Here is a 15,368-nt window from a genome sequence, read left to right on the forward strand (position 1 = left end):
TATGTTTGATAAGCAGGTGTACGATTTGACTGCGGGGGATATCGAAGAGCATGGTGTTTGGTATTTTCCTATGGATGAGACTGTTCAGGATGAGCTAACAGTACGTCCCGTATGCTCTAAGGAGGTGATTGATATTGGATTTCAAGTCATTGTCAGGACTAGGTTTGAGACTTGTCGCGGTGATGAATATATAGGGTATATCTATTGGAGTAATAGTTCGGCCATTGGTCATCTTCAGCCTGTTATGTTCGTTAGTATGGATGAATGTATTAATTTTTGGAGTGGGGTGAGCGATCCGGACTGGGGAAATTACTCTCTGGAATTGCAAGCAGTTCGTTCAGATTTCCCCATTTCATTTTCTTCGGAAAGTGTTTTTGATTTGACTAGTGTGACGGGGGTTTTGCAAGGCTTGTACAGCGTTAAGGATGGTCAGGTGATGGTATATACGTGAGTAATTGATGGTAAGAAAAAGGGTGGGTAAGAGGGGTTTGAATGGCACTTATTTAACTGTTGGCTAGCTAATGTACCTACAAGAATTAAAAGGATTGGCCTTGGTCTTTTAAGTGGAAAACCTGCTCCAAGAAGAAATCATTGGTTTGTTTGTTTGTTTGTTTGTTTGTTTGTTTTTTAAGGATTATTCAATGCACTATTTCGGCACGTCCTTCCTACTATCCATGATATTGCTCTTGTCAGCCTGCAACACTACCCCCTACGACAAGGCTACAATCTACTACGACCGAACACAGTTTCCTGCTCAACTTGTCAAGGACTACCCAGGACTGAGCAGCCCTGTTTTGCAACATGGCCGTTGCTCTCTGATCGTATCTACCCCGGGTTCGAATACCGGCACCTACTATTTCTGCACCTACGCGTTGACCGCCAATGATCTGTACGTTCAGGGTTGGGACGCCAAGGCATTGAAATACGTCGAGATCGCTCATGTGGATATATCGGCGCTTAAAAACATTGCCCTGCATACGATTTTTCGGACCAGTCAGCTCCAGATGACGGAAGAACGGCGTCAATTGGCGTTGAGCGCGTCTATAGATGAGGGGGGCTATATCGACTCGGCAGCTACCAAGGCACTGTTTGAGGCAATTAAACGCAAGGGTGTGCCGGTGGTGAAAAGCGAAGGCATGATTAACCCGCCCGCGCCGCCTTCACCGATGATCATCCCGATCATTGTTCCAAAGTAAAAAGTGGTAAGCGGGAACAGACCTAAGCAAACCCCCGCAAAGCTGCCGAAGTTTTGGGTCTGTTATGCCTGCAGCCCGCATAGGAAAAGAGACTTTATGTGTGCAACCTGACTCACCGAGGTGTCAGGTTTGGGTCTGCTGCGCAGCCCAGCGGGAGCAAGCTCCCTCGCCACGGGGGATGTGGCGGGCCGTAGGTGGCAGGCGTCCTTCAAGAGAGTAGGAACGTTCGGGCTTGGGAAACGAAAGATCCGACATGTTTTTAAGGTTGTCGGTCGGAAGTGCGGTCTCTAACCTTTTGCTTGTCGCTGCGTAACAGTGACCAGGAGTGGGAACCTGAAATTAATAGGGTCGTAAGCCTCACGACCGTAACGGCGAGTGATGGCTCCAATTTCATCAGGAGCATGCACATGAACGAAGGAAAGACTGAACCGAACTTCAACAGAACAACCCCCCTAGCAGAATTCGACGCCATCGAAGACCTGCTAAAAGACCGAGCCGCCGCCGAGCGGGCCCTCGATCATTACCTCAATCCGAAGCCTCCAAAGCCCAGTACCGATCCCCGCATCGATAGCCTGTTCTCCGTTACCGCCAAGGCAGATACCGATACGCTGCTGACCAGCACTTCCGAAACCCTGGCCTCGATCAAAACCATGGCCGAGGACCTGGCGTTTGAAGTGGAGGGCACGCGGCGCAGCGTGGCGCTGGGGATTCATCAGTTGGTGGAGTTGTGCCAGTTGCTGGTGGACAAGGCGTTGGATCAGCTTGAAGCGCCGGCCAGCCCAGCCGAAGTATAGCGGGAGGGAAGATGCGTCCGACCCATCAACCCAAGTCGGACGCTCCTGTGGCGAGGGGATAAATCCCCTAGCCACAAGGGCTTAACTGGGCCGACGGCACAGTTAGTCCATCGATCACTGCATCAACACCTCAACCACCCCATCCGCCGTCATCGTCACTTTGCTGGTGCCCGCTTCAACTTCCGGCGTCACCGACTCAGCATCCATGGACGCCGCTTTCATCATCATTTGCGGGCGCATGTACGGTTGTGGATAACCGTTGGTGTTGAAGTTCAGGTTGACGATCTTGTAGCCCTTGCCGCCCAAGGCTTCGGTGGCGAGTTGGGCGCGGGCCTTGAAGGCGTTGACGGCGTCCTTGAGCAGGGCGTCTTCGCTGCTTTGGCGGGTGGCGGTGGCGATGGCGAAGTCCATGCCGGCCATTTTCATGTCGGTGAGTAATTCGCCGGTGAGTTTGGACAGGGCGGCGAAGTCGGCGCTTTCCAGGCGCAGTTCGGCGCGTTCGCGCCAGGCGGTGATTTTCTGGCCCTTGTTGTCGTAGATCGGGTAGCTGTTGCGGCTGCCTTGGCGCAGGTTGATGTCCTTGACTTGCTTGGCTTGGCCGATGGCTTTGTTCAGGGTGGTGCTGATGGCTGCCGCGAGCTTGGCCGGGTCGGTGTTCTGTTCCTCGGTGTAGAGGGTGACGATCATCAGGTCGCGGGCCACTTCCTGGCTGGCTTCGGCGCGCAGGGAGATCTGGTTGTAATGAAGCTCGTCGGCGGCCAGGGCCGGCAGGCTGGCGACGGTGCCGAGGCTTAAGGCGAGCAGGGCGGCGGGGCGACTGAACGTGTGCATGAAAGCTCCTTGGGATGATGCGCAGGGGTAGGTTCCGGGCCTGCGTGAACGATAAGACTCTAGCGTTTATGGTGCGGTTCGCACAGTTACAACTTCTATACAGATTGCCGTGCGATGGACTTCTTGTGGCGAGGGGATTTATCCCCGCTGGGGCGCGAAGCGGCCCCAAAAGATTAGCCATCACACTAAACCAGGTCATGACACTATTGGGACTGCTGCGCAGCCCAGCGGGGATAAATCCCCTCGCCACATTGGTTGCTCTGTCGTTTCACGGCTGTGGCGCTTTGCCGCATATCTGCCTCTGCCCGCCGTGCCTTGGTTATACTCCGTGCGATCCGCCTGGAGCGCTCATCAGGAGAGCTCATGCTCGCCCCTTTGCAAATGACATCCGCCTCTCGCCAGAACCTATGGCGCCTGACGTTTATCCGCATTCTGGTCCTCGCGGCCCAGGCCGGCTCCGTGGGGCTCGCCTATTGGTTCGACCTGCTGCCGCTGCCCTGGCTGCAATTGGCGATCACCCTGGTGTGCTCCAGTGTGCTCTGTGCGTTGACTGCGATTCGCCTGCGGACTTCCTGGCCAGTGACCGAGCTTGAATACGCCGTGCAATTGGCCTGCGACCTATTTATCCACAGTGCGCTGCTGTATTTCTCAGGTGGCTCGACCAACCCCTTCGTCTCCTATTACCTGGTGCCGCTGACCATCGCCGCCGTGACCTTGCCATGGCGTTTTTCATTGATCCTGTCCGGTATCGCCCTGGCGCTATACACACTGCTGCTGGCGCGGTTCTATCCGTTGGAAACCTTCCCCATCGCCCGGGAGAATCTGCAGATCTACGGCATGTGGCTGAGCTTCGCCCTGGCTGCGGCGGTCATCACGTTTTTTGCCGCGCGCATGGCCGAGGAACTGCGCCGTCAGGAAGAATTGCGGGCGATTCGTCGCGAGGAAGGCCTGCGGGACGAGCAACTGCTGGCCGTGGCGACCCAGGCCGCCGGCGCCGCCCATGAGTTGGGCACGCCGCTGGCGACCATGAGCGTGCTGCTCAAGGAAATGCGCCAGGACCATAAAGACCCGGCGTTGCAGGAAGACCTCAGCGTGCTGCAGGACCAGGTCAAACTCTGCAAGGAGACCCTGCAATACCTGGTGCGCGCGGCCGAGGCCAACCGGCGGCTGGACATCGACATGCAGGCGGTCACCTTCTGGCTCGACGATGCCTTGAACCGTTGGCACCTGATGCGCCCCGAAGCCAGTTACCGCTTCCAGTGCCTGGGCAAAGGCACGGTGCCGCGCATGGCGCCGCCGCCGGACTTGACCCAGGCCTTGCTGAACCTGTTGAACAACGCCGCAGACGCCTGCCCGGAGGGCTTGGAAGTGGTGTTGGACTGGGACGCCTATGAATTGACGATCTGTATCCGCGACCACGGCGCCGGTGTGCCGCTGGCGATTGCCGAGCAGATCGGCAAACCGTTTTTCACCACCAAGGGCAAAGGTTTCGGCCTGGGCCTGTTTTTGAGCAAGGCCAGCGTGACACGCGCCGGCGGCTCGGTGAAACTCTACCCCCATGAGGAAGGCGGCACGCTCACCGAGCTGCGCCTGCCCCATGCCGACCGAGGAAACGAATATGAGTGACGAGATCCAAGTCGACGGCGAAGAACTGCCGCACCTGCTGCTGGTGGATGACGACGCCACCTTCACCCGCGTCATGGCCCGGGCCATGTCCCGTCGCGGTTTTCGCGTCAGCACCGCAGGTTCTGCCGAGGAGGGCCTGACCATCGCCCAGGCCGACCTGCCGGACTATGCCGCTCTCGACCTGAAGATGGACGGCGATTCGGGTCTGGTGCTGCTGCCCAAGCTGCTGGAGCTGGACCCGGAGATGCGCGTGGTGATCCTCACCGGTTATTCCAGCATCGCCACCGCGGTCGAGGCCATCAAGCGCGGCGCCTGCAACTACCTGTGCAAACCGGCGGACGCCGACGATGTGCTGGCGGCGCTGCTGTCCGAGCATGCCGACCTCGACACGCTCGTGCCGGAAAACCCGATGTCGGTGGATCGCCTGCAATGGGAGCATATCCAGCGGGTGCTGACCGAGCACGAAGGCAACATCTCCGCCACCGCCCGCGCATTGGGCATGCACCGGCGGACCTTGCAGCGCAAATTGCAAAAGCGTCCGGTACGTCGCTGAACCTGCGCTGAACAGATGCTGTCCACCCTCGCGACATATCGGGCCGTTGCTTTATGATCGGCCCGAGTTTTCCTCCTATTGAGCCTTAACCATGAATCAGAACGCTGAATATTCCGCGGTCAATGACGCGGTGCGCGGCCAGTTTTTCCGCCGTGTCTGGCAAATGACCACGCCATACTGGCGCAGTGAGGAGAAGGGCAAGGCCTGGACGCTGTTGATCGCCGTGATCGCGCTGTCGTTGTTCAGCGTGGCGATCTCGGTGTGGGTCAACAGCTGGTACCGGGATTTCTACAACGCCCTTCAAGAGAAGGACACTGAGGCTTTCTGGCGGTTGATCCTGTACTTCTGCGGCATCGCGGCGGTGGCGATCCTTGGCGCGGTGTACCGCTTGTACCTCACGCAGATGCTCACCATCCGTTGGCGGGCCTGGCTCACCGAAAAACACTTTGCCCGTTGGCTCGCTGACAAGAATTACTATCGGCTGGAGCAGGGCGGCTACACCGATAACCCGGACCAGCGGATTTCCGAGGACCTCAACAGTTTCACCACCAATACCTTGAGCTTGGGCTTGGGGTTGCTGCGCACCGTGGTCAGCCTGGTGTCGTTCTCGATCATCTTGTGGGGCGTGTCCGGCAGCATCGAGGTGTTCGGCTACACCATTCCCGGCTATATGTTCTGGTGTGCGCTGGTGTACGCGGCGGTGGGCAGTTGGCTGACCCACCTGATCGGCCGTCGCCTGATCGGCCTGAACAATAACCAGCAGCGCTTCGAAGCCGACCTGCGTTTCTCCATGGTACGGGTGCGCGAGAACGCCGAGAGCATTGCGCTGTATGGCGGCGAGCCCAACGAGAATCGTCGCCTGAGCGGTCGTTTCGGCCTGGTCTGGCACAACTTCTGGGACATCATGCGAGTGTCCAAGCGCCTGACGTTCTTCACCTCCGGCTACGGCCAGATTGCGATTATCTTCCCGTTCATCGTCGCCGCACCGCGTTATTTCGCGGGCAAAATCCAACTGGGCGAGCTCATGCAGATCAACTCGGCGTTCGGTAACGTGCAGGAAAATTTCAGTTGGTTCATCACCGCCTACGCCGACCTTGCCGCGTGGCGCGCCACCTGTGACCGCTTGTTGAGTTTCCGCCAGGCGATGAGTGACAACGAAGACCGCGTGCCAGCAATCGATGTGCAGAACCAGGGTAACGAGCTGAAAGTACGTAATCTCGGGCTGGACTTGGGCGACGGTCGTCATTTGCTGACCCATGCAGAGCTGGATGTCGAACCCGGCGAGCGGGTGATGCTCAGCGGTCGTTCCGGCAGCGGCAAATCCACTTTGCTCAGGGCGATGGGGCACTTATGGCCCGCCGGGCATGGCAGCATTCTGCTGCCGTCGGCACGTTATCTATTCCTGCCGCAAAAGCCTTACTTGCCGATCGGCAGCCTGCGCGAAGTGCTGAGTTATCCACAGGCCGGCGATGTTTATCCCAACGAACGTTATGCACAGGTGCTGGAAACCTGCCGCCTGCCGCACCTGGTTTCGCGGTTGGACGAGAGCAACCACTGGCAGCGCATGCTCTCGCCCGGCGAGCAACAACGCCTGGCTTTCGCCCGCGCATTGCTCTATGCGCCGCTGTGGTTGTACATGGACGAAGCGACCTCGGCGATGGATGAAGAAGACGAGGCGACGCTGTACCAGGCGCTGATCGACCAACTGCCGGGCCTGAGCATTGTCAGCGTCGGCCACCGAAGCAGCTTGAAACGTTTCCATCCGCGACATGTGCGTATCGAAAATGGCCAACTGGTGGAGCAGGCCGTGACCGCTTGATTGTCATTGTCGAACGCTGTTGTGGCAGTAACCTTTGAGAAGGCCAACCAGTGAGCACGGTGATCGTACAACCACGTTGCGCTATGATGCACACTTAGCCGCTTGCCAAATATAGAGACACACCATGGAAAACCCGATCAACGTCCCACGCCTTCCCCGCAAGCGCCGCAGCCTGGCGCAGGAGCTGGTGACTGTGCTGACCGAGCAGATTCGCGACGGCCTGCTCAAGCGTGGCGATAAATTGCCCACCGAGTCGGCGATCATGGAGGCCCATGGCGTCAGCCGCACGGTGGTGCGCGAGGCGATTTCCCGATTGCAGGCGGCCGGCCAGGTGGAAACTCGCCACGGCATCGGCACCTTCGTGCTGGACACGCCCAGCCCGAGCGGCTTTCGCATCGACCCGGCGACAGTGGTCACGTTGCGCGATGTACTGGCGATCCTCGAATTGCGCATCAGCCTGGAAGTGGAATCTGCCGGCCTGGCGGCACAACGCCGCAGCGACGAGCAACTTGCCGCGATGCGCGCCGCCCTCGACGCCTTGAATGAAAGCGCCGCCCACGCCAGCGACGCGGTGGCCTCGGACTTCGCTTTCCACTTGGAAATTGCGCTGTCCACGGGCAACCGTTACTTCACCGACATCATGACCCACCTGGGCACCAGCATCATCCCGCGAACCCGGCTGAACTCGGCGCGCCTGGCCCATGACGACCACCAGCACTACATGGATCGCCTGAGTCGCGAACACGAAGAAATCTACGAGGCCATTGCCCGCCAGGATTCGGATGCGGCCCGGGCGGCCATGCGCTTGCACCTGACCAACAGCCGCGAAAGGCTGCGCCAGGCCCATGAGGAGGCGCAGGCGCAGGCATGAGCATCGTTTTAGATCAAGAGAAGTGTCAGCATGGGTGACCGATCCATATTTCCGTCTTGGGATCTGATATGTAAGTAATAAAGTTCGGCTGTAATAAATTTAATGTCTTCTGAGAAAACTTCCTTCGGAATCGGACAGACCAGTGGAAATGTTGTGTCGGCGGTAATAACAATTCTGTTTACCAATTGGTCTCTGTCGTTGATCCTCACGAAAAATTCGATTTGGTCGTTAAGCTCAGCATGTTCAATTTTGGGCACCTCTACCAGTACGAGGTCCGGTAGTGAAGATGTTTGAACCAATAGGTAATTATGATTGAGCATCGGTGTGCGTAATGGCATGGTAGTTTCATCCTTAAATGAAGGGCACGTTGTCAGTCGGCATGCAATGAGCGCTATTTGAATTGCGCCACTTCATTAAAGGGCGGGACGCTACCTGACGGCTACTGTCAAATCTTACAGTCTGGACGAGCGGTAGATTTTTTATTACCGGTATACAGCGCTGGGAATCAGAGCCACCGCAAAAGGCTGCGCCAAGCTCATGAAGAGGCGCAGGCGCAGGGCTGAAAGTCGCTCACTGCTCGGGTAGCAAGGTTGCTTTTGTGGCGAGGGAGCTTGCTCCCGCTGGGCTGCGAATCGGCCCCAGGTTGGTGGCGGTTGCTGCGCAACCGAGAGCAAGCTCCCTCGCAACAGAGAAATTCCTCTCACCACAAAAGAGTGGTGTCCGGCTTCCGGGCGGCTGTTTGACAAATAGCAGGCGCGCAGCCCTACGCCTTGCTCGTAATCCGCAGCATTTGCGGATCGGATTTATCGTTTTCCCAGTCGCTCTCGTAACTAACCTCGTCACGAAGCTCAACCAATTTTTTCGTTGAACGCGTTCAAGTCGACATTGGTTAGCGTCAATGTCACACCCTAGAGTGGTGCAGTCTCTTCGCCTTCAGTCGGGGGAAGCAAAAGCGCTTACCCGAGTAGGGGACTCCGAGCCGACGCCCAGAGTCAGTTGAGCGTTCGAGTTCTATGCGAAATCTGCATCCGGAATCTTCACGATCAACGTCTCTACCCGTGACAAGTTGATCTGGACTTCCCCTGTGGTTGGAAAACCCTTGAGCGTGGGCTTCGCATACGTCGTCATTGATGTCACTCCTTATGAGGCGGCGTCGCGTCCGGGCGACTCACTTAAAAGATTGTGAAAGGGACTACGGCGCGCACAGCACAGCCATGCCCGGGTTATGCTCCCTCGCCGTAACGGCGCCTACCGACAGAGTTGACAGTGGCGACGAGCGGTCTGGTACCGCAGTGACGAACCGCCCTCCGGATGCTGAACGGGAGAGCCATCACCAGCGTTTGGGTACAGGAGTAAGGAGCCTCATATCTTGAGGTCGAGAGTGCTTTCCCCGACGGCAAAATTTCCCGATGGCCGGGTAACAGTCACTCGGGTGTTGATCTGCGCGTTTGGGGCGTTCTTTCTCAGCCAATCATTCGGCACCTCGAATGTCATCGGTTGTCCTGGCTGCGTCACGTTTATCGTGTGTTCCGATCTCTCTCCCGTAGAGATGACGACTTCAAATTTCACGACATCGCCTATGGAGACATTGAGGTATGACGGCACTTCAATTTGAGTCGAGTCGCTGAGGCTGCGAGCGTTTTCATTAATCACCGGGGGGCTTAGAGGCATGATCAAGTTCCTTTCAACATGGACCAGAGGCTAACGTTTGACCTTGAGAGCTCCAAGGCAGAGGCTTTCCGTCGCCTTTATTCAACTGCTTTCGCAAGGAACATTTCTGCTCCGTCTTGCCGTTCTGAAGCACTCGCTGATCTTATGCCCCGCTCGCTGGACGACGACTGCTGGCCAGAGTTGACAGTGGCGACAAACGGCTTGCCTCGTGGCAAGGCCTAGTGTCCTCGTAAGTTTTTTTTCGCGCGCGCCCGACTACAAAAACGTGCGAAAGCTTGATCTGCTGGGCTTCGCGCAAAACCCCGACACCGTCCACGCCAAGACAAAAGACGAAATACAGTTGACGCCCACATTTTAAGTTGTACGATGACCTACAACTTCACATGAAGCTGAACCGTTTCCTACAACACAACATTTGCGTCCAGGGTGTTCGAATAATGAATCCACAAGAACTGAAGTCCATCCTCTCGTCTGGCCTGCTGTCGTTCCCGGTCACCGATTTCACTGCCAATGGCGATTTCAATCGCGACAGCTACATCAAGCGCCTCGAGTGGCTGGCCCCGTACGGCGCCTCTGCACTGTTCGCAGCGGGCGGCACCGGTGAATTTTTCTCCCTGGCCGCCAGTGAGTATTCGCAAGTCATCAAGACTGCCGTCGATACCTGCGCCACCAGCGTGCCAATCCTCGCCGGTGTCGGCGGTGCGACCCGCCAGGCCATCGAATACGCGCAAGAAGCCGAGCGCCTGGGCGCCAAGGGCCTGTTGCTGCTGCCGCACTACCTGACCGAAGCCAGCCAGGACGGCGTTGCCGCCCACGTTGAAGCCGTGTGCAAATCGGTGAAAATCGGCGTGGTGGTGTACAACCGCAACGTTTGCCGTCTGAACGCTGTCCAGTTGGAACAACTGGCCGAGCGCTGCCCGAACCTGATCGGCTACAAGGACGGCCTGGGCGACATCGAACTGATGGTGTCGATCCGTCGTCGCCTCGGCGATCGTTTCAGCTACCTGGGTGGCCTGCCGACCGCTGAAGTCTACGCCGCGGCCTACAAGGCCCTGGGCGTGCCGGTCTACTCCTCGGCGGTGTTCAACTTCATCCCGAAAACCGCGATGGACTTCTACCACGCCATTGCCCGTGACGATCACGACACCGTCGGCAAGATCATCGACGACTTCTTCCTGCCGTACCTGGACATTCGCAACCGCAAGGCCGGTTATGCAGTGAGCATCGTCAAGGCCGGCGCGAAGATCGTTGGCTATGACGCAGGCCCTGTGCGCACGCCGCTGACCGACCTGCTGCCAGAAGAATACGAAGCCCTCGCCGCGCTGATCGACAAGCAAGGCAAGCAGTAACAGACCCGACAAGGCCGCTGAGCAATCAGCGGCTTTTTGCGTAAGGCTTGATCGTTTCCACGCGTGCGTGGAGATGCAGCCAGGGACGCACAGCGTTCCTAGACAGCTTTTGTGAGAGGAGAAGCTCCGTGGCAGATGCAAAGCGTTTCGATAACTACATCAACGGTCAGTGGGTGGCCGGTGCCGACTATTGCACCAACATCAACCCGTCTGACTTGTCCGATGTCATCGGTGAATACGCCAAGGCTGACGCAGCGCAGGTCAACGCCGCCATCGAAGCCGCCCGCGCCGCGTTCCCGGCCTGGTCGACCTCCGGCATCCAGGCGCGTCACGATGCGCTGGACAAAGTCGGCACCGAGATCCTCGCCCGCCGTGAAGAACTCGGCCAACTGCTGGCCCGGGAAGAGGGCAAGACCCTGCCTGAAGCCATCGGCGAAGTGACTCGCGCCGGCAACATTTTCAAATTCTTCGCCGGTGAATGCCTGCGTCTGTCGGGCGACTACGTGCCCTCGGTGCGCCCGGGCGTCAACGTCGAAGTGACCCGCGAAGCCCTCGGTGTGGTTGGCCTGATCACCCCGTGGAACTTCCCGATTGCCATTCCCGCGTGGAAAATCGCCCCGGCCCTGGCCTACGGCAACTGCGTGGTGATCAAGCCCGCCGAGCTGGTGCCGGGTTGCGCCTGGGCCCTGGCCGAGATCATTTCCCGCGCCGGTTTCCCGGCCGGTGCGTTCAACCTGGTAATGGGCAGCGGCCGCGTGGTCGGCGACATCCTGGTCAACAGCCCGAAAGTCGACGGCATCAGCTTCACCGGTTCGGTGGGCGTGGGTCGGCAGATCGCGGTCAACTGCGTGTCGCGCCAGGCCAAGGTGCAGTTGGAAATGGGCGGCAAGAACCCGCAAATCATCCTCGACGACGCCGACCTCAAGCAGGCCGTCGAACTGGCCGTGCAGAGCGCGTTCTACTCCACCGGTCAGCGCTGCACGGCGTCGAGCCGCCTGATCGTCACGGCTGGCATCCACGACAAGTTCGTCGCGGCCATGGCCGAGCGCATGCAATCGATCAAGGTCGGCCATGCGTTGAAGGCCGGCACCGACATCGGCCCGGTGGTGTCCGAAGCCCAGCTCAACCAGGACTTGAAGTACATCGACATCGGCCAGAGCGAAGGTGCGCGGCTGGTCAGCGGTGGTGGTTTAGTGACGTGCGACACCGAAGGTTACTTCCTGGCCCCGACGCTGTTTGCCGACAGCGAAGCTTCGATGCGCATCAGCCGCGAAGAGATCTTCGGCCCGGTGGCCAACGTCGTGCGCGTGGCGGACTACGAGGCGGCGCTGGCGATGGCCAACGACACCGAGTTCGGCTTGTCGGCCGGTATCGCCACCACGTCGTTGAAGTACGCCAACCACTTCAAGCGCCATTCGCAGGCGGGCATGGTGATGGTCAACCTGCCAACCGCCGGCGTGGATTACCACGTGCCGTTCGGCGGGCGCAAAGGGTCGTCCTACGGTTCGCGTGAGCAAGGCCGCTACGCGCAAGAGTTTTACACCGTGGTGAAGACCTCCTACATCGGTTCGTAATACGCAACACCGGTCGGCGCCGCACTCCGGCGCCGACCGCACAATTTGATTTCCCGCATAAAAATAAATAGTGGAAGTAGATTACATGCAAGAGACCAAGCCGACGCACGTCCGCTATTTGATCCTGCTCATGCTGTTTTTGGTGACGACGATCAACTATGCCGACCGTGCGACTATCGCCATCGCTGGTTCCAGCCTGCAAAAAGACCTCGGCATCGACGCCGTCACCCTCGGTTATATTTTCTCTGCCTTCGGCTGGGCCTACGTCGCCGGGCAGATTCCGGGCGGCTGGCTGCTCGACCGTTTCGGGTCGAAGAAAATCTATGCCTTGAGCATTTTCACCTGGTCGCTGTTCACCGTGCTGCAGGGTTATGTCGGTGAGTTCGGAATGTCCACCGCCGTGGTCGCGCTGTTCATGCTGCGCTTCTTGGTCGGGCTGGCCGAAGCGCCTTCGTTCCCGGGCAACGCGCGGATCGTCGCCGCCTGGTTCCCCACCGCGGAACGCGGCACCGCGTCGGCGATCTTCAACTCGGCGCAGTATTTCGCCACCGTATTGTTCGCACCGCTGATGGGCTGGATCGTCTACCGCTTTGGCTGGCAGCACGTATTCATCGTCATGGGCGTGATCGGCATCGTGTTCTCGCTGGTCTGGCTGAAGGTGATCTACAGCCCCCGTCAACACCCGATGATCAACGAGGCCGAGTTCAATCACATCGCGTCCAACGGCGCGATGGTCGACATGGACCAGGACAAGGGCAAGGAAAAGAAAGCCGACGGTCCGAAGTGGGACTACATCCGCCAATTGCTGACCAACCGCATGATGCTCGGTGTCTACCTGGGCCAGTACTGCATCAACGGCATCACTTACTTCTTCCTGACCTGGTTCCCGGTGTACCTGGTCCAGGAGCGCGGCATGACCATCCTCAAGGCCGGTTTCATCGCGTCCTTGCCGGCGATCTGCGGCTTCATCGGCGGCGTGCTCGGTGGGGTGATTTCCGACTACCTGCTGCGCAAGGGCCACTCGCTGACCTTCGCCCGCAAGGCGCCGATCATCGCCGGCCTGCTGGTATCCAGCAGCATCGTGGCGTGCAACTACGTGGACATCGAATGGATGGTGGTGGGCTTCATGGCCCTGGCGTTCTTCGGCAAAGGCGTTGGTGCACTGGGCTGGGCCGTGGTCTCCGATACCTCGCCAAAACAGATCGCTGGCTTGAGCGGCGGCCTGTTCAACACTTTCGGTAACCTGGCGTCGATCACCACGCCAATCGTCATCGGCTACATCATCAGCTCCACCGGCTCGTTCAAATGGGCGCTGGTGTTTGTCGGTTGCAACGCGTTGATGGCGGTGTTCAGCTATCTGGTCATCGTCGGCCCGATCAAGCGTGTGGTGCTCAAGGAACCAGCGGCCAAAGAAGCCGATCTTTCCAGCCTGTCTGAAGCCAAATCCTGAGGAGCGGCGTCGATGCAATTGATTGAACATGCCGATTCGCCCCGTTACATCCGCCTGCATGAGCGGGACAACGTGGTGATTGTTGTCAACGACCAGGGCGTACCGGCCGGGACCGAATTCCCGGACGGGCTGGTCACCGTCGACTTCGTGCCGCAAAGCCACAAAGTCACCCTGGTGGACATTCCCGAGGGCGGCGAGGTGATTCGCTACGGCCAGGTCATTGGCTACGCGCTGCAACCGATCCCTCGTGGCAGTTGGGTCAAGGAAGACCAGCTGCGCATGCCCACCGCGCCGCCGCTGGACAGCCTGCCGCTGTCCACCGATGTGCCGGCGGCCGATGCGCCGTTGGAGGGCTACACCTTCGAGGGCTACCGCAACGCCGACGGCACCGTCGGAACGCGCAACATCCTGGGGATCACCACCACGGTGCAGTGCGTCACCGGTGTTTTGGACCATGCGGTCAAGCGCATCAAGGACGAGCTGCTGCCCAAGTACCCGAACGTCGATGACGTGGTGGCGCTGACCCACAGCTATGGTTGTGGCGTGGCGATCACTGCCACCGACGCCTACATTCCGATCCGCACTGTGCGCAACCTGGCGCGCAACCCGAACCTGGGGGGCGAGGCGCTGGTGATCAGCCTGGGCTGCGAGAAATTGCAGGCCGGGCAGGTGATGCATGAAGGCGACAGCTCGGTGGACCTCAGCGAGCCCTGGTTGTATCGCTTGCAGGATTCCAGCCACGGCTTCACGGAAATGATCGAGCAGATCATGGAACTGGCCGAGACGCGCCTGAAGAAACTCGACCAGCGCCGCCGCGAAACCGTGCCGGCCTCGGAGCTGATCCTGGGCATGCAGTGCGGCGGCAGCGATGCGTTTTCCGGCATCACCGCCAACCCGGCGTTGGGTTATGCCTCGGACCTGTTGCTGCGGGCGGGGGCGACGGTGATGTTTTCCGAAGTCACCGAAGTGCGCGATGCGATCTACCTGCTGACTTCCCGTGCGCAAACCCAGGAAATCGCCCAGGAACTGGTGCGCGAAATGGACTGGTACGACCGTTACCTGGCCAAGGGCGAAGCCGATCGCAGTGCCAATACCACGCCGGGCAACAAGAAGGGTGGGTTGTCGAACATCGTCGAGAAGTCCCTGGGATCGATCGTCAAGTCCGGCAGCAGCGCCATCAACGGCGTGCTTGGCCCGGGCGAGCGTTTCAAGCAAAAGGGCCTGATCTTCTGCGCCACGCCGGCGAGTGATTTTGTCTGCGGCACGCTGCAATTGGCGGCGGGGATGAACCTGCACGTGTTCACCACGGGTCGAGGCACGCCGTACGGCCTGGCGATGGCGCCAGTGGTGAAGGTCTCGACCCGTACCGAACTGGCCCAGCGCTGGCCGGACCTGATCGACATCGACGCCGGTCGGATCGCCACCGGGCGTGCAACCATCGAAGAGTTGGGCTGGGAGCTGTTCCACTATTACCTGGATGTGGCCAGCGGCAAAAAGCAGACCTGGGCCGAGCGGCACAAGCTGTTCAACGACATCACGTTGTTCAACCCGGCGCCGATTACCTGATGACTTCGTGATCGCTGGAGATCCAGTGCGAAAGCTTGCTCGCGATAGCGGAGGTACATTCAGCATTG

At 59.0% G+C, this 15,368-nt stretch carries 13 protein-coding genes; 11 read left to right on the forward strand and 2 right to left on the reverse strand.

What is annotated here, in order from left to right; all coding sequences use genetic code 11:
- The first annotated feature begins 1 nt into the window (after window position 1).
- The 3 genes from VQ575_RS04125 (at window position 2) to VQ575_RS04135 (ending at window position 1,990) form a co-directional block, all read left to right on the forward strand.
- Complete coding sequence (locus VQ575_RS04125) at window positions 2-451, forward strand: hypothetical protein (RefSeq protein ID WP_325919142.1); 450 nt, start codon at window positions 2-4, stop codon at window positions 449-451.
- Window positions 452-563: 112 nt separating this feature from the next.
- On the forward strand, window positions 564-1,196 hold the full coding sequence (locus tag VQ575_RS04130) for a hypothetical protein (protein WP_325919144.1): 633 nt from the start codon (window positions 564-566) through the stop codon (window positions 1,194-1,196).
- Window positions 1,197-1,603: 407 nt separating this feature from the next.
- Complete coding sequence (locus VQ575_RS04135) at window positions 1,604-1,990, forward strand: DUF6124 family protein (protein WP_325919146.1); 387 nt, start codon at window positions 1,604-1,606, stop codon at window positions 1,988-1,990.
- Between the two features lie 114 nt (window positions 1,991-2,104).
- Here the strand turns inward: VQ575_RS04135 and VQ575_RS04140 are convergent, their stop codons facing one another.
- Window positions 2,105-2,821: an SIMPL domain-containing protein gene (locus VQ575_RS04140; RefSeq protein WP_325919148.1), complete on the reverse strand. Its 717-nt coding sequence runs from the start codon at window positions 2,819-2,821 to the stop codon at window positions 2,105-2,107.
- A 363-nt stretch (window positions 2,822-3,184) separates the two neighbouring features.
- Here VQ575_RS04140 and VQ575_RS04145 point away from each other — a divergent pair, with 363 nt between their 5' ends.
- From VQ575_RS04145 to VQ575_RS04160, 4 genes are all read left to right on the forward strand, one after another.
- Window positions 3,185-4,447: an ATP-binding protein gene (locus VQ575_RS04145; RefSeq protein ID WP_039592266.1), complete on the forward strand. Its 1,263-nt coding sequence runs from the start codon at window positions 3,185-3,187 to the stop codon at window positions 4,445-4,447.
- Window positions 4,440-5,000 (forward strand): response regulator transcription factor, encoded by a 561-nt coding sequence (locus VQ575_RS04150; RefSeq protein WP_003177957.1) that lies wholly within the window; start codon window positions 4,440-4,442, stop codon window positions 4,998-5,000. Before VQ575_RS04145 ends, VQ575_RS04150 begins: the two co-directional genes overlap by 8 nt.
- Before the next feature lie 91 nt (window positions 5,001-5,091).
- Window positions 5,092-6,819 (forward strand): ABC transporter ATP-binding protein/permease, encoded by a 1,728-nt coding sequence (locus VQ575_RS04155; RefSeq protein WP_039592265.1) that lies wholly within the window; start codon window positions 5,092-5,094, stop codon window positions 6,817-6,819.
- 124 nt (window positions 6,820-6,943) lie between these two features.
- Complete coding sequence (locus VQ575_RS04160; RefSeq protein WP_039592264.1) at window positions 6,944-7,690, forward strand: FadR/GntR family transcriptional regulator; 747 nt, start codon at window positions 6,944-6,946, stop codon at window positions 7,688-7,690.
- Between the two features lie 1,362 nt (window positions 7,691-9,052).
- On the opposite strand, the gene VQ575_RS04165 is transcribed toward VQ575_RS04160, so the two are convergent.
- Complete coding sequence (locus VQ575_RS04165) at window positions 9,053-9,361, reverse strand: hypothetical protein (RefSeq protein ID WP_039592262.1); 309 nt, start codon at window positions 9,359-9,361, stop codon at window positions 9,053-9,055.
- A 437-nt stretch (window positions 9,362-9,798) separates the two neighbouring features.
- Between VQ575_RS04165 and kdgD the strand changes: the two genes are divergently transcribed.
- The 4 genes from kdgD to garD all read left to right on the forward strand — a co-directional run bounded on the left by kdgD (window position 9,799) and on the right by garD (window position 15,300).
- Window positions 9,799-10,710, forward strand: coding sequence for a 5-dehydro-4-deoxyglucarate dehydratase (gene kdgD / locus VQ575_RS04170; RefSeq protein WP_039592261.1), 912 nt, complete (start codon window positions 9,799-9,801; stop codon window positions 10,708-10,710).
- Window positions 10,711-10,838: 128 nt separating this feature from the next.
- Window positions 10,839-12,284 (forward strand): aldehyde dehydrogenase family protein, encoded by a 1,446-nt coding sequence (locus VQ575_RS04175; RefSeq protein ID WP_039592260.1) that lies wholly within the window; start codon window positions 10,839-10,841, stop codon window positions 12,282-12,284.
- Between the two features lie 85 nt (window positions 12,285-12,369).
- Window positions 12,370-13,734: an MFS transporter gene (locus VQ575_RS04180; RefSeq protein WP_039592259.1), complete on the forward strand. Its 1,365-nt coding sequence runs from the start codon at window positions 12,370-12,372 to the stop codon at window positions 13,732-13,734.
- A gap of 12 nt (window positions 13,735-13,746) precedes the next feature.
- A complete protein-coding gene (garD, locus tag VQ575_RS04185) occupies window positions 13,747-15,300 on the forward strand; it encodes a galactarate dehydratase (RefSeq protein WP_039592258.1) in 1,554 nt (517 codons plus the stop codon).
- The last annotated feature ends 68 nt before the right edge of the window (window positions 15,301-15,368 follow it).

It is taken from the genome of Pseudomonas frederiksbergensis (genome assembly GCF_035751725.1).
Taxonomy (GTDB): domain Bacteria; phylum Pseudomonadota; class Gammaproteobacteria; order Pseudomonadales; family Pseudomonadaceae; genus Aquipseudomonas; species Aquipseudomonas frederiksbergensis_A.

What these genes read in the sequence shown, in the direction of transcription:
- VQ575_RS04145 (WP_039592266.1), top strand. Translation starts at nt 3,185, where the DNA reads ATGCTCGCCCCTTTGCAAATGACATCCGCCTCTCGCCAGAACCTATGG.
- kdgD (WP_039592261.1), top strand. Translation starts at nt 9,799, where the DNA reads ATGAATCCACAAGAACTGAAGTCCATCCTCTCGTCTGGCCTGCTGTCG.
- VQ575_RS04135 (WP_325919146.1), top strand. Translation starts at nt 1,604, where the DNA reads ATGAACGAAGGAAAGACTGAACCGAACTTCAACAGAACAACCCCCCTA.
- VQ575_RS04140 (WP_325919148.1), bottom strand. Translation starts at nt 2,821, where the DNA reads ATGCACACGTTCAGTCGCCCCGCCGCCCTGCTCGCCTTAAGCCTCGGC.
- VQ575_RS04125 (WP_325919142.1), top strand. Translation starts at nt 2, where the DNA reads ATGTTTGATAAGCAGGTGTACGATTTGACTGCGGGGGATATCGAAGAG.
- VQ575_RS04160 (WP_039592264.1), top strand. Translation starts at nt 6,944, where the DNA reads ATGGAAAACCCGATCAACGTCCCACGCCTTCCCCGCAAGCGCCGCAGC.
- garD (WP_039592258.1), top strand. Translation starts at nt 13,747, where the DNA reads ATGCAATTGATTGAACATGCCGATTCGCCCCGTTACATCCGCCTGCAT.
- VQ575_RS04150 (WP_003177957.1), top strand. Translation starts at nt 4,440, where the DNA reads ATGAGTGACGAGATCCAAGTCGACGGCGAAGAACTGCCGCACCTGCTG.
- VQ575_RS04165 (WP_039592262.1), bottom strand. Translation starts at nt 9,361, where the DNA reads ATGCCTCTAAGCCCCCCGGTGATTAATGAAAACGCTCGCAGCCTCAGC.
- VQ575_RS04180 (WP_039592259.1), top strand. Translation starts at nt 12,370, where the DNA reads ATGCAAGAGACCAAGCCGACGCACGTCCGCTATTTGATCCTGCTCATG.
- VQ575_RS04155 (WP_039592265.1), top strand. Translation starts at nt 5,092, where the DNA reads ATGAATCAGAACGCTGAATATTCCGCGGTCAATGACGCGGTGCGCGGC.